Raw genomic sequence first — 13,025 nt, forward strand, 5'->3', positions numbered from 1 at the left:
CAGCCTTCGGCAGCTCCTACAGGGGAACCGGGGTTACTTGAGGTTGCCGCTTAGGAATTGTTTCAGGCGTTCACTTTTCGGGTTGCCGAGCACGTCTTCGGGGGCGCCTTCTTCTTCGACCAGGCCTTGGTGCAGGAACAGCACCTGGCTGGAAACTTTGCGGGCGAAGCTCATCTCGTGCGTGACCATGATCATGGTGCGGCCTTCTTCGGCCAGACCTTGAATCACCTTCAATACTTCGCCCACCAACTCGGGGTCAAGCGCCGACGTCGGTTCATCAAACAGCATCACCTCAGGCTCCATCGCCAGTGCCCGGGCAATCGCCACGCGCTGTTGCTGACCGCCAGATAAAAACGCCGGGTACTGATCCGCCACCCGCGCCGGCAAGCCAACCTTGTCCAGATAACGCCGCGCGCGATCATCGGCTTCCTGCTTGCTGCAACCCAACACCCGGCGCGGGGCCATGGTGATGTTTTCCAGCACGGTCATGTGGCTCCACAGGTTGAAATGCTGGAACACCATCGCCAGTCGCGTGCGCAAACGTTGCAGTTCATCGGCGTCGGCGACGTGCATGCCGTGGCGGTCGGTGACCATGCGGATGGTCTGGCCATCGAGGCTCATGGCGCCGTCGTTGGGTTGTTCGAGAAAGTTGATGCAGCGCAAAAAGGTGCTTTTGCCCGAGCCGCTGGCGCCGATCAGGCTGATCACGTCGCCGGTTCTGGCCTTGAGCGAAACGCCTTTGAGCACCTGATGGTCGCCATAGCTTTTGTGCAGGCCTTCAACGGTCAGTTTGTACATGGGACAGACATCCTCAAGGCGAAAGTAGGTAGCCGCTGCGATAGGCTTCGGCGCCCGCCACGTGGGCGATGACCATGCCCGCGGTGGCCATGCGGCGCAGCGAGCGGGCGTACATCAGCCCGGCAGTCGAGCTATGAATTGGAGTGATGCGGTCGTGGATCGGGTCGATGATTTCGGCGATCTGCTGCCCCGCTTCCAGGTATTGGCCGGCAACCGCCGTGTACACCAGCAAGCCACCGGCCGGCGTGGTCACCGGTTCGACACCCGCCAGTGGCGTAGCGGGATACGGCAGCGGCGGTTGCGGTTTGGTTTCACCAACGATCGCATCGGACTGAATCAAGTAGTCGATCAACGCCTGGCAGTCGCGGCTGGCCATCGGGTGATTGACGTCACCCTGGCCGCGCAACTCGACGGTCACCGAGAAACTGCCGAGTGGAATCTCGAAGTGTTCGCCGAAGCGTTCCTTCAGTTGCCACCACAGCAGGGTGAAGCATTCGTCGAACGACTGGCCGCCGGAATCGGTGGCCAACAGGCTCGCCTGGGATTCGATGTAGCGCGCCAGCGGCTCGACCTGCGGCCACGCTTCGGGCGTGGTGTAGAGGTGCACCACCGATTCGAAATCGCAGTGCAAGTCCAGCACCATGTCCGCATCGCAGGCCAGCCGTTGCAGGGTCAGGCGCTGCGATTGCAGTTGCGTGGTGGCGGTCTGGCGGGCGAGGGCGTCGCGCAGATGGCTGCGGATCAGTTCGAGGTTGTGCTGCGGATCGTCGCTGAGCTTGCCCTCGATGGCGTTGCCGATCTCTTCACTGAGGTCGACGAACCAGCGGTTGAAATTCTGCCCGCTCTCCAGTTCGTAACGGCCCAGCGGCACGTCCATCAGCACTTGTTCGAGGCCGACCGGGTTGGCCACTGGCACCAGCACGATCTGGCTGCGCAGGCGGCCGGCGGCTTCCAGCTCCGCCAGTCGCTGCTTGAGGTGCCAGGCGACGAGCATGCCCGGCAGTTCGTCGGCGTGCAGCGAAGACTGAATGTAAACCTTGCCCTTGGCCTGCTCCGGGCCGAAGTGGAAGCTGTGAATCTGTCGCGCAGTCCCCGGCAGCGGGGCCAGCAAGTCATGGATCAGGTGGCGCATTGGCATCTCTTTTTTTCTGGGGCCGGTCCTAGTGAGTCGGGCCGAGGAAGGCCAGCCATCGGCGTTCGGCAAGGCGGAACAGGCCGACCAGCGCAAAGGTAATGGTCAGGTAGATCAGCGCGGCGATGCCGAACGACTGAAAGGTCAAAAATGTCGCCGAGTTGGCGTCCCGCGCGACTTTCAGGATGTCGGGGATGGTCGCGGTGAAAGCCACCGTGGTCGAGTGCAGCATAAGGATCACTTCGTTGCTGTAGTAAGGCAACGAACGGCGTAAGGCCGACGGCATGATCACGTAGGCATACAGCTTCCAGCCTGTCAGACCATAGGCCTTGGCCGCTTCGACTTCGCCGTGGTTCATGCTGCGGATCGCCCCGGCGAAAATCTCCGTGGTGTAAGCGCAAGTGTTCAGGGCGAAGGCGAGGATCGTGCAGTTCATCGCGTCGCGAAAGAAGCTGTCGAGAATCGGCTGCGCACGCACGGCGGCGAGGCTGTAGATCCCGGTGTAGCAAATCAGCAACTGGATATACAGCGGCGTGCCCCGGAACAGATAGGTGTAGAACTGCACCGGCCAGCGAATGTAGAAGTGCGGCGACACCCGCGCGATCGACAACGGAATCGACACAAGGAAACCGATAACGATTGAGGCCGTGAGCAGCCACATCGTCATCGCCAGCCCAGTGATGTTCTGGCCGTCGGTATAAAGGAAGGCGCGCCAGTATTCCTGCAGAAGTTCGATCATCGTACGGCCTCCCGGGAACCGGCGGCGTAACGGCGTTCGAGCCAGCGCAGGATGAAGTTTGAAGCGCTGGTGATCAGCAGATAAATCAACGCGGCGAGTACCAGAAAGTAGAACAGTTGATAGGTGCTTTTACCGGCGTCCTGCGCGGCTTTGACCAGATCGGCGAGGCCGATGATCGACACCAGCGCCGTGGCCTTGAGCATGACCATCCAGTTGTTGCCGATGCCCGGCAGGGCGAAGCGCATCATTTGCGGAAACACCACGTAGCGAAAGCGCTGACCGCGTTTGAGGCCATAGGCGGTCGCAGCTTCAACCTGACCGCGCGGCACCGCGAGAATCGCGCCTCGGAAAGTCTCGGTGAAATACGCGCCATAAATGAAGCCCAGAGTCAGCACCCCGGCGCTGAACGGGTTGATCTCGATGTATTCCCATTCCATGTAGTCAGTCAGGGACGTCAGCCAGGTTTGCAGGCTGTAGAAAATCAGCAGCATCAGCACCAGGTCTGGCACGCCGCGAATCAGCGTGGTGTAGAGCTGGGCGGGCAGGCGCACCAATTTGATTTTCGACAGTTTGGCACTGGCGCCGAGCAGGCCGAGCAACACGGCCACCAGCAGCGACAACGCCGATAATTTGATGGTCATCCAGGTGCCTTCCAGCAGCAAAGGACCAAAGCCCTTGAGGCTGAAGGCGGAGAGCCCCAGATTTTGCAGGAGGGTTTCGAACATAAATCAGCAACCTGAGCGGATGGAAAAGGCGCCCATCGAAGATGGGCGCCGAGGCATTATTTGCCGCTGTACAGATTCAGATCGCCAAAGTGTTTCTTTTGAATCTCGGCGTATTTGCCGTCATCGTGTAACGCTTTGATACCTTTATCTAAAAGCGCCTTCAGCTCAGTGTTACCTTTCTTAATACCGACAGCGGTTTTGGCTGGCAGCAATTCGTTGTCGACTGGCTTGCTGACGTCATAGTCGGCGCCCTGTGGCGACTTCAAGAAGCCCAGTTCGGCTTGCAGCATGTCCTGGATACCGGCGTCGAGACGGCCGGAGGTCAGGTCGGAGTACACCTGATCCTGGTTCTGATAGGCCTGGGTTTTCACGCCGGCCTTGTCCAGCACGGCTTTGGCGTAGGCTTCCTGAATGGTGCCCTGCTCGTAGCCGACGGTTTTGCCCTTGAGGGACGCGACGTCTGCGGTGATACCGGAACCCTTCTTGAACACATAAGCGGTCGGGCCGGAGAACAGTTCGCTGGAGAAGTCGATGACTTTTTCGCGGGCCGGGGTCACGGTCATCGACGAGATCACACCGTCGAATTTGTTGGCCTTGAGGCCCGGAATCATGCCGTCGAAGTCACTTTCGACCCACTTGCACTTGACCTTCAGTTCGGCGCAAATCGCGTTGCCCAGGTCGATGTCGAAGCCCACCAGGCTGCCGTCGGCCGCTTTCGACTCAAACGGTGCATACGAAGGGTCAACGCCAAAGCGCAGCTCTTTGTATTCCTTGGCCAGCGCGGAGCCAGCGGCCATGCACAACGCCAGTGCAGAAAGGGTCAGCAATGCTTTTTTCATTATTCAATCCCTAAGAACCAATATGAGCGCTTGTGGCGCAGAATTATTGTTACTGGAACGCGTACGACCTATAGAAAGTAGCAATTTCCGAACCATAGTCCCGAACAAGTGTTTTAAAAGGTTGGGCGGGGAGGGATGAGGGCGATTGAATGCCCGGAAATGGGCATCGCAGAAAGCATGCACTGTTTTGTGGCTGATCGTTCCCACGCTCTGCGTGGGAATGCCTCAACGGACGCTCCGCGTTTGGCTTTTGGGGGGACGCGGAGCATCCCAGGCTGCATTCCCACGCGGAGCGTGGGAACGATCAATGTCCGGGAGATTGGGGTCAGGCCAACAGATCTTGCAACGTCGCGAGGCTATCCGCTTCTTCCACGGTTTTATCCTGCCGCCAGCGCAACATCCTCGGGAAGCGCACCGCGATCCCGCTCTTGTGCCGCCGCGACAACGCGATCCCTTCAAACCCCAGCTCAAACACCAGACTCGGTTTCACGCTACTCACCGGCCCAAATTTCTCCACCGTGGTCTTGCGCACAATGCTGTCGACCTGACGCATCTCCGCATCCGTCAGTCCCGAATACGCCTTGGCAAATGGCACCAGCGCCCGTTGGCTCGACTCCGGCGGGCCGTCCCACACGGCAAAGGTGTAATCGCTGTACAAACTGGCGCGCCGACCGTGCCCGCGCTGCGCATAAATCAACACCGCGTCGACGCTGAACGGATCAACCTTCCACTTCCACCACACCCCCATGTCCTTGGTGCGTCCGACGCCATACAGCGAATCCCGCGCCTTGAGCATCATGCCTTCCACGCCCAGTCGCCGAGAGGCTTCGCGCTGGCGGGCGAGGTCGAACCAGTCGCTGCCGGTCAGCACGGGGGAGGGCAGCAACACCGGGCTGTTACACCTTGCAATGACCTCTTCAAGTTGCGCGCGACGTTTGGCCTGCGGCTGGTTGCGCCAGTCTTCGCCCTGCCATTCGAGCAAGTCGTAGGCGAGCACCACCACCGGCACTTCTTCGAGGATTTTCTTGTCGAGGGTTTTACGGCCGATGCGCTGTTGCAACAAGGCGAATGGCTGCACCGCTGGCGGCTCTGTCGATTGCGGATCGAAGGCGTCTTCGGTGGTCGGGTGAGTGCTTTTCCACACGACGATTTCGCCGTCGATCACCGTGCCATCCGGCAAGCCGTGCACCAGCACATCCAGTTCGGGAAAACGCTCGGTCACCAGTTCCTCGCCGCGCGACCACACCCACAATTTGCCTTCGCGTTTGACCACTTGCGCGCGGATGCCGTCCCATTTCCATTCAATCTGCCAATTGCTCGCCGGGCCGATCAGCGCTTCAAATTCTTCAACCGGTTGCGACAACGCATGCGCGAGGAAAAACGGGTAGGGCTGGCCGCCGCGCTGAGCATGCTCGTCGGCGGATTCCGGGGCGATCAGTTTCAGGTAACTGGCGGCGTTCGGGCGGTTCGACAGGTCGGTGTAACCCACCAGCCGCTGCGCCACGCGTTTGCTGTCCAGGCCAGCCATTGAGGCCAGCGCGCGGGTGACGAGCAATTTCGACACGCCGACGCGGAAGCTGCCGGTGATCAGTTTGATGCACAGCATCAGGCTTGATCGATCGAGTTGCGCCCACAGCGTTGGCAGTTGCCTGCTCAAAAATTCGGGTGTTTCACCACGCAGCGGCAGCAGCTTTTCTTCGATCCATTCGGCGAGGCCGGCTTCAGAGCTGTGCGGATTCTCCGGGAGCACCAGCGAAATGGTTTCCGCCAGATCGCCGACCGACTGATAGCTCTCCTCGAACAGCCACGGTTCGAGGCCCGACATTTCCACGGCAATCTCGCGCAGAATCCGCACCGGCACCAACTGCCGAGGCCGTCCGCCGGACAAAAAATACACCGCCCATGCCGCGTCCTGCGGTGCAGCCTGGGCGAAGTAAGCTTGCATCGCCGCCAGTTTGGCGTTGCTGGAAGTGGTTGCGTCGAGCTCGGCGTACAACTCGGCGAAGGCTTTCATGTGGGAGTCTCGGCGACGGTGGGTTCGGCGGCGATGTTGTCTTCCTCGTCATCGCCGTATTCGGTGTTGAAGCCTTGCGCGTCGAGGCCTTGCTCACGCAAATGGCGCACCAGAACGCCAATTGAGCCGTGGGTGACCATCACGCGTTCCGCGCCGGTTTGATTGATCGCCCACAACAGGCCGGGCCAGTCGGCGTGATCGGAGAGAACGAAACCACGATCGACACCGCGCCGCCGCCGAGTGCCACGCAAACGCATCCAGCCGCTGGCGAAGGCGTCGCTGAAATCACCGAAACGGCGCATCCAGCTACTGCCGCCAGCAGAAGGCGGGGCGATGACCAGGGCTTGGCGCATGAGCGGATCGTATTTGCTGACGTCGCCGGCGTAGATCGTCGGCGGCAGGTACACGCCGGCCTCGCGGTACACGCGGTTCAGCGGCTCGACCGCGCCGTGGCTGAGGATCGGGCCGAGGCTTTCGTCGATGCCGTGAAGGATTCGCTGGGCTTTGCCGAACGAGTAACAGAACAGCACGCTGGCCTTGCCGGCGGCGATATTGGCTGACCACCACTGATTGATTTCACTGAACACCTGCGCTTGCGGCTGCCAGCGATAGATCGGCAGGCCGAAGGTCGATTCAGTGATGAAGGTGTGGCAGCGCACCGGTTCGAAGGGGGCGCAGGTGCCGTCCGGTTCGATCTTGTAATCGCCGGACGCGACCCAGACTTCGCCACCGTATTCGAGGCGCACTTGTGCTGAACCGAGCACGTGGCCGGCCGGGTGGAAACTCAAGGTGACGCCGTGGTGAGTGAGGCGTTGGCCGTAGTCGAGGGTTTGCAGGTTGATGTCTTGACCCAGACGCGCGCGGAGAATCCCTTCGCTGGCGCTGCTGGACAGGTAATGCTGATTGCCGGTGCGGGCGTGATCACCGTGGGCATGGGTGATCACCGAGCGCTCGACGGGGCGCCAGGGGTCGATATAAAAATCACCCGCAGGGCAATAAAGACCTTCGGGACGCGCGATAACAAGGTCCATGGCGTGACCACAATGGGGGGCTTGTTAGCTATGAGGCTGGCGCTGGGCTGGAAGTTCTATCGACTTTTCGCCGATTTGAAAGCAAAAGATCGCAGCCTTCGGCAGCTCCTACATTGATCGGTGTAGGAGCTGCCGCAGGCTGCGATCTTTTGCTCTTGCCGTTACTTACCCGGTGTCAGGGTCAAACGGGTTTTGCCATACACCCGCTCAAAGTTCTGCGGCTGCATCGGTAACCCGATGTACTGCCGCTTCAACCACTGATCAATCCCGTTCAGGTAATTCGGACTCAGCGGATTACCCGATTGCCCCGTACCGTTCTGCCCCATCAGCGGTTCGGTCTGGCCGAAGTCGACGATAAAACGCATCGACGGCGCGCGCGTGGTGTTGAAGTCCTGACCCCAAGCGAATGCCGACGTGTTCAACGTGGTGTGATCGCCGCCCGCCGCCAATGGGCCGCGTACGGTCTGACCATTGCTGTTCTTCCAGGCGTAGATGTGCAATTTGCCCCACTGCCAGGCCCGGTGATCGCCGCCCAACTGACTGTCGCCAGCGCTGATCGCCGCCGCAAGGCTGCGGGCAAGAATCAGCGCTTTGTCTTCTTTCTGCGGTGTGCGGATGTCGTCCCAGAACGGACTGTCTTCACGCCCCAACAGATGATCGGCCTGCGCCGCGTAGGACAAATCGCCGTTGGCGATAAATGCTTTCCAAGCCGGGCTCGATTCCGGGCCGAGTTCGTCGAGGAAGATCTGCTTCATGCTTTCTTGCAGAAACAGCTCATAAATCGCCGCGTCCGCCGAGGTCGGGCTGAGCTTGCCGTCGAACGCCATCAATCGTGTGAAAGCCTCGCGGGCCTTGCTGCGGTCGGTTTCCGGCAGGGCATCGATCGCCTGCTTCAGCGGCTGCTTCATGCCCGGCGCTTCGAAGACTTTCTTCAGCTTGGCGGCAAACGTGGTGGTCTGGTCGTATTGCATGGTGATCACGCTGCGGCTGTCGTGCTTGCCGCTGCCGGCCAGTTCGGCCAAGCGCTCGCCACGTTCAGGGGCGGCCCACGAGTTCGACAACTGCATGCCGTAACCGTGAGGAATCACGCGCTGGTTGGCGGTGCCGAGCCAGCCTTGCGCCGGATCCTGATCGTAGGGGTGCAGCATCGGGTCGGCGTAACCGTCCCAGTCGTAACGACCTTCCCAGCCCGGCGAGGGCAGCAAACCTTCGCCTTCGCGACGGTTAGGGAAACGCCCGGTGACTTGCCAGCCAATGTTGCTCGCATCGGCGAACACCAGATTCAGGGCGATGGCGCGGATTTCACGGCTGGCGTCCGAAGCACGTTCCACGGTTTGCGCGCGGGTCAGATCGAAAAATGCATCCAGCGATTTATCGTCGGTGAAGCTCGGCGTCTGCAACGCCAGACCGTAGCCACTGCCTTGCGCCGCTGCCTGTGCGCTGTTGAGCAACGCACCGTGACGGGTTTCGTACACCGCTTCGCGAATCGGTCGCTGACCTTTGATGAAGTAGGTTTCGTTGCGCACACCCAGCGGCTGCCATTTGCCGTTGACCTCGTAGGTCAGGCTGCTGCCCTGACGACGGATTTTTTCCAGGAACAGATCCTGGTTGTCGCCGAGCACGCTGGTCATGCTCCAGGCGACTTTGCCGTTGAAACCACCGAGCACCAGCGGCAAACCGGCGACGGTGACGCCGGCGGCTTGATACTTCGGTGCGCGGATCTGCACGAAGCTCCACAGCGACGGCGCGGCCAGCGGCCCATGGGCGTCGCTGGCGAGAATGCTTTTGCCGCTGCGGCTGCGTTGCGGGGCGATCGCCCAGTTGTTCGAAGACGTCGCGCCCAAGAGGTTCAGCGTCGACAGTTGCTGGCTGGCGCTGCTCAGTTCAGTCAGGCCGGGAATCTGCCCGTTGAGCTTGAGGCCTTGCAGCTTGTCGGCCTCGGCCAGCGGCAGATTTTCGTCCGGCGCCGACGGGGTGAGCCAGGCGAGTTTGTCGGTGGTCACGGTTTGCGCGAGCACCAGCGAGGAAATTTCTTCCGGCAGGTTGGCCGATTGGCTGAAATTCAGCAGGGCGAAAATCAGCGCCGAATCTTCCGGTTTCCAGTATTCGGGTTTGTAGCCGCTGGAGGCGAGGTCGCCCGGCAGTTTGTCGGCGTAGCGGAACAGGTAAGCGTTGACGCCCCGCGCATAGACTTCGAAGAAACGCTTGAGGCGAGGCGACGAGGCCTTGTACAACTCGGCAGCGCTTTTCTTCAGATTGACCGCGCGCATGTAGCGGTCGGCGTCGAGCATCGAGGCGCCGGACATTTCCGCCAGACGGCCCTGAGCCAGCAGGCGCAGGGTGACCATCTGGTTGATCCGGTCGCTGGCGTGGACGTAGCCGAGGCTGAACAGTGCATCATGGAAGGTATTACTTTCGATCAACGGCATGCCCATGGCATTACGTCGCACCGAAACATTCTGCGCCAGGCCCTTGAGCGGTTGCACGCCGGAGGTTGGCGGGAGGGTGTCCTGAGCGTTCCAGGTCTGGCAACCGGACAGGCCCAAAACACCGGCCACTGCTGCGGCAACGCCGAACCGGGGAAGAAAATGAGTAAGGGCTGGCGAGGCCATGGCAAAGCTCCTGCGGGGGGTAGCGTCAGTAAAGGCGCTACGTTAGTGAGCAGGAGGATGCCGCGCAAGCGGGGGCGGGGGTTATTTCAAGATTTGTCTGATAAACAGCAACCTGGAAGTCGAGTCCAGTACTTGTGGTGAGGGGATTTATCCCCGACGGGCTGCGAAGCGGCCCTGATTCCTGCAACCAGGATGAGTCTGGCACACCGTGAGTGCAGTTTTTGGGGCTGCTGCGCAGCCCAACGGGGATAAATCCCCTCGCCACAAAGGTCTTCCCTGACTTCAATCAGGATTTCGGCGGATTGATCTTCTGCACCAGCGCATACGCCTTCACCGTCGCCGGGCGATCCTTGATGTGGTTGAACCAGCGCTGCACATGCGGGAAGTCTTCAAGGTTCTGGCTCTGCCATTTGTGCGAGACGATCCACGGATAAATCGCCATGTCGGCAATGCTGTATTCACTGCCAGCAACAAACTCGTTATCCGCCAATTGCTTGTTCAATACACCGTACAACCGCGCCGTTTCATCAATGTAGCGCTTGATCGCGTAAGGAATTTTCTCCGGCGCGAACTGGCTGAAATGATGATTCTGCCCGGCCATCGGCCCCAATCCGCCCATCTGCCAGAACAGCCATTGCAACGCCGTTTGCCGCCCACGCAGATCCTTGGGCAAGAACTGGCCGGTTTTTTCCGCGAGATACAGAAGAATCGCCCCGGATTCAAACACCGACAACGGCTCGCCGCCATCAACCGGCTGATGATCGACGATCGCCGGGATGCGGTTGTTCGGGGAGATTTTCAGAAAGTGGGGCTGGAACTGCTCACCCTGACTGATATTGATCGGGTGAACCTTGTATGGCAGGCCGGCTTCTTCGAGGAACAGGGAAATCTTGTGGCCGTTGGGGGTGGTCCAGTAATACAGGTCGATCATGGAAAGCTCCAAATCAGAAAATGGCTTACGTGCGGACAGCAAACGCCAGCGTCAGGTGATCCCGTGTGCGTTCGATAGCTTGCCTGTTATCAGGAGGTGATGCTGAACTGCGCAGAATTCAATGACCCGCCCGTGAGAAAAATCACCATGGAGCTTCAGGCCAACGCAGCACTGATCATCATCGACCAGCAAAAAGGCATCCTGCAGCCACGTTTGGGACGACGGAATAATCCTCGGGCGGAAGAAAGAATTGTTGATCTGCTGGGGTTCTGGCGGCGCAGCGGGCGGCCGGTGATTCATGTGCAGCATCTGTCGCGCGAACCGGACTCGGTGTTTTGGCCTGAGCAGGAAGGCGTGGAGTTTCAGCAACGGTTCTTGCCGCAGGACGCTGAATGGCTGATTCAGAAACAAGTGCCGGATGCGTTTTGTGCCAGCGGACTGGCGGCGCGTTTGCGTGAGGCGGGGGTTGGGCAGTTGATCATTGTTGGCGTGGCGACGAATAACTCGGTGGAATCAACGGCGCGTTCGGCGGGGAATCTGGGGTTTGATACATGGGTGGCAGAGGATGCGTGCTTTACCTTCGACAAGGCTGATTATTTCGGCACGTTGCGGACGGCTGAAGAGGTGCACGGGATGTCGTTGGGGAATTTGCAGGGGGAGTATGCGACGGTGGTCAGTTCGGCGCAGGTGTTGGCGGCGGGCTGATATCTGTAGTGAATGTGCCGGCCTCTTCGCGAGCAAGCCCGCTCCCACAGTTAATGGCGTTCCAGCAGAAAGAACGCGGTCAATTGTAGGAGTGAGCCTGCTCGCGATAGCAGTTTGTCAGGTAACAAATTCATCAACTGACACACCGCAATCGCGAGCAGGCTCACTCCTACAATAAATGCATTCCAAGTGAAGGAACGCGGTCAACTGTGGGAGCGGGCTTGCTCGCGAAGGCTTCAGATCAGGCGAAGAAGCTCTCCGCCCAGAGCATCACGCCCCGTGGCACTTCTTGAATTTCTTGCCGTTGCCGCATGGGCACGGGTCGTTGCGGCCGACGTCTTTCAGGGCGTTGCGCACCGGTTCCTGGTGGGCGTGGCCGCAGTTCGGGCCGTGTACGTGACCGTGGTCATGATCGTGGTGATGGTCATGATCATGATCGTGGTTGCAGTCAGGGCCATGGACATGAGGTTGCTGAGTCATCGGTGTTGCTCCGGAATAAAATCGGCGGGGATTATCACGCCATTGCGCTCAAGGTGCACGTAGTGGGCGATGAATAAACCGGTTTCCATTTCACCCTGCAATCGATAAGGAATCTGCTGGTCGGGTTTTTTCAGCAGTTTCACCACGTCTTTGACCTTCGGCCACAGGTTGGTGCGGATCGGCACCTTGAAATACGCGCTGTGCTTCGGCCCGACGGTGAACCAGTGTTCATGCTCGCCTTCAGCCAAGAGCATATCGCCCAGATGAATGCGGTATTCGAGGCCGCGCACGGTCAGGTCGCTGTCATTGGGATTGTCGACGCGAAAATGCAGGATGAATTTCTGCTCGAGCAGTTTCGCCCGCACCACTTCGACGTTCACCAAGTGCACGGCGGGATCGACGCTGTCGTCGCTGAACCACGAGGCACAGCCGCCGAGGTTGAGGAACAGCGTGAGGATCAAGAATTGGAATGTGCGCCGACGACCGAGCATGGTTTAACTCCCTTTGGTGCCAGTCTAGACGCTAAAAGATCGCAGCCTGCGGCAGCTCCTACAGGAGATCGCGTCCCCCGTAGGAGCTGCCGCAGGCTGCGATCTTTTGATCTCCAACCTCAAGCGCCGAAATACCCCGCGCAGCACTTCTTGATGTGTTGCAACAAAACACTACCAGAAATTGGCATCACGTTTCGCCGTGCGGGTGATCTGGGTGCAAGCATAGCCGGTTGAAGCCGTGTAGGAGCAGCCCGCACCGCTCGCGCCGACCAAGCCGAACTGACGGCTCGTACATAATTGCGACATCCACAGTCTCTTATGCGAAGACAATGACGAACGGCTATTGACTTTTGAATAAAAGGCTTGACACGAGCGATATGTCATGTTAAAGTAGTGTACCAATAGAGAAGAAATCGCAGGCGCCCTCCGCATCACCAGCAGCAACCCAAATTCAAACATTGAGACCGACCCAGTCCGCTGAGGTTGGTTTTCGTGTGGCCGAAGGTTTTCAGAATGCCTTCTGACTCC

12 protein-coding genes are annotated in these 13,025 nt (G+C 59.6%); 1 reads left to right on the forward strand and 11 read right to left on the reverse strand.

Going from position 1 to position 13,025, the window contains the following annotated elements:
• Positions 1-33: 33 nt before the first annotated feature.
• From GVL50_RS21580 to GVL50_RS21620, 9 genes are all read right to left on the reverse strand, one after another.
• Positions 34-798 (reverse strand): ABC transporter ATP-binding protein, encoded by a 765-nt coding sequence (locus GVL50_RS21580; RefSeq protein ID WP_159815005.1) that lies wholly within the window; start codon positions 796-798, stop codon positions 34-36.
• Positions 799-811: 13 nt separating this feature from the next.
• Entirely contained in the window at positions 812-1,930 is a 1,119-nt protein-coding gene (locus GVL50_RS21585) for a succinylglutamate desuccinylase/aspartoacylase family protein (RefSeq protein ID WP_159815006.1), read from the reverse strand.
• A 28-nt stretch (positions 1,931-1,958) separates the two neighbouring features.
• The gene (locus GVL50_RS21590) at positions 1,959-2,669 is read right to left on the reverse strand and encodes an ABC transporter permease (protein WP_158832068.1); all 711 of its coding nucleotides are present in this window, start codon (positions 2,667-2,669) and stop codon (positions 1,959-1,961) included.
• The gene (locus tag GVL50_RS21595; protein ID WP_008083898.1) at positions 2,666-3,394 is read right to left on the reverse strand and encodes an ABC transporter permease; all 729 of its coding nucleotides are present in this window, start codon (positions 3,392-3,394) and stop codon (positions 2,666-2,668) included. The genes GVL50_RS21590 and GVL50_RS21595 overlap by 4 nt, the downstream gene beginning before the upstream one ends.
• Before the next feature lie 56 nt (positions 3,395-3,450).
• Positions 3,451-4,233 carry a transporter substrate-binding domain-containing protein gene (locus GVL50_RS21600; RefSeq protein WP_159815007.1) on the reverse strand — a complete coding sequence of 261 codons (783 nt, stop codon included), beginning with the start codon at positions 4,231-4,233 and terminating at the stop codon, positions 3,451-3,453.
• Between the two features lie 325 nt (positions 4,234-4,558).
• Complete coding sequence (locus GVL50_RS21605) at positions 4,559-6,247, reverse strand: ATP-dependent DNA ligase (protein ID WP_159815008.1); 1,689 nt, start codon at positions 6,245-6,247, stop codon at positions 4,559-4,561.
• On the reverse strand, positions 6,244-7,278 hold the full coding sequence (locus GVL50_RS21610) for a ligase-associated DNA damage response exonuclease (protein ID WP_159815009.1): 1,035 nt from the start codon (positions 7,276-7,278) through the stop codon (positions 6,244-6,246). Before GVL50_RS21610 ends, GVL50_RS21605 begins: the two co-directional genes overlap by 4 nt.
• Positions 7,279-7,439: 161 nt before the next feature.
• On the reverse strand, positions 7,440-9,890 hold the full coding sequence (locus GVL50_RS21615) for a penicillin acylase family protein (RefSeq protein ID WP_159815010.1): 2,451 nt from the start codon (positions 9,888-9,890) through the stop codon (positions 7,440-7,442).
• Positions 9,891-10,176: 286 nt separating this feature from the next.
• Complete coding sequence (locus tag GVL50_RS21620) at positions 10,177-10,821, reverse strand: glutathione binding-like protein (protein WP_053117786.1); 645 nt, start codon at positions 10,819-10,821, stop codon at positions 10,177-10,179.
• A 147-nt stretch (positions 10,822-10,968) separates the two neighbouring features.
• On the opposite strand from GVL50_RS21620, the gene GVL50_RS21625 reads away from it, so the two are divergent.
• On the forward strand, positions 10,969-11,526 hold the full coding sequence (locus tag GVL50_RS21625) for a cysteine hydrolase family protein (RefSeq protein WP_159815025.1): 558 nt from the start codon (positions 10,969-10,971) through the stop codon (positions 11,524-11,526).
• A gap of 270 nt (positions 11,527-11,796) precedes the next feature.
• Here the strand turns inward: GVL50_RS21625 and GVL50_RS21630 are convergent, their stop codons facing one another.
• Positions 11,797-12,006 (reverse strand): SEC-C metal-binding domain-containing protein, encoded by a 210-nt coding sequence (locus tag GVL50_RS21630; RefSeq protein WP_008083915.1) that lies wholly within the window; start codon positions 12,004-12,006, stop codon positions 11,797-11,799.
• On the reverse strand, positions 12,003-12,497 hold the full coding sequence (locus GVL50_RS21635; RefSeq protein WP_159815011.1) for an LEA type 2 family protein: 495 nt from the start codon (positions 12,495-12,497) through the stop codon (positions 12,003-12,005). The genes GVL50_RS21630 and GVL50_RS21635 overlap by 4 nt, the downstream gene beginning before the upstream one ends.
• Between the last annotated feature and the right edge of the window lie 528 nt (positions 12,498-13,025).

Origin of the sequence: Pseudomonas sp. 18058, assembly GCF_902706155.1 — a bacterium.
GTDB classification, from domain to species: Bacteria; Pseudomonadota; Gammaproteobacteria; order Pseudomonadales; family Pseudomonadaceae; genus Aquipseudomonas; species Aquipseudomonas rustica.

Bases quoted from the DNA above. Each gene is read 5' to 3' on its own strand.
- GVL50_RS21605 (WP_159815008.1), bottom strand. From the start codon at position 6,247: ATGAAAGCCTTCGCCGAGTTGTACGCCGAGCTCGACGCAACCACTTCC.
- GVL50_RS21600 (WP_159815007.1), bottom strand. From the start codon at position 4,233: ATGAAAAAAGCATTGCTGACCCTTTCTGCACTGGCGTTGTGCATGGCC.
- GVL50_RS21580 (WP_159815005.1), bottom strand. From the start codon at position 798: ATGTACAAACTGACCGTTGAAGGCCTGCACAAAAGCTATGGCGACCAT.
- GVL50_RS21610 (WP_159815009.1), bottom strand. From the start codon at position 7,278: ATGGACCTTGTTATCGCGCGTCCCGAAGGTCTTTATTGCCCTGCGGGT.
- GVL50_RS21585 (WP_159815006.1), bottom strand. From the start codon at position 1,930: ATGCGCCACCTGATCCATGACTTGCTGGCCCCGCTGCCGGGGACTGCG.
- GVL50_RS21620 (WP_053117786.1), bottom strand. From the start codon at position 10,821: ATGATCGACCTGTATTACTGGACCACCCCCAACGGCCACAAGATTTCC.
- GVL50_RS21595 (WP_008083898.1), bottom strand. From the start codon at position 3,394: ATGTTCGAAACCCTCCTGCAAAATCTGGGGCTCTCCGCCTTCAGCCTC.
- GVL50_RS21625 (WP_159815025.1), top strand. From the start codon at position 10,969: ATGGAGCTTCAGGCCAACGCAGCACTGATCATCATCGACCAGCAAAAA.
- GVL50_RS21590 (WP_158832068.1), bottom strand. From the start codon at position 2,669: ATGATCGAACTTCTGCAGGAATACTGGCGCGCCTTCCTTTATACCGAC.
- GVL50_RS21615 (WP_159815010.1), bottom strand. From the start codon at position 9,890: ATGGCCTCGCCAGCCCTTACTCATTTTCTTCCCCGGTTCGGCGTTGCC.
- GVL50_RS21630 (WP_008083915.1), bottom strand. From the start codon at position 12,006: ATGACTCAGCAACCTCATGTCCATGGCCCTGACTGCAACCACGATCAT.
- GVL50_RS21635 (WP_159815011.1), bottom strand. From the start codon at position 12,497: ATGCTCGGTCGTCGGCGCACATTCCAATTCTTGATCCTCACGCTGTTC.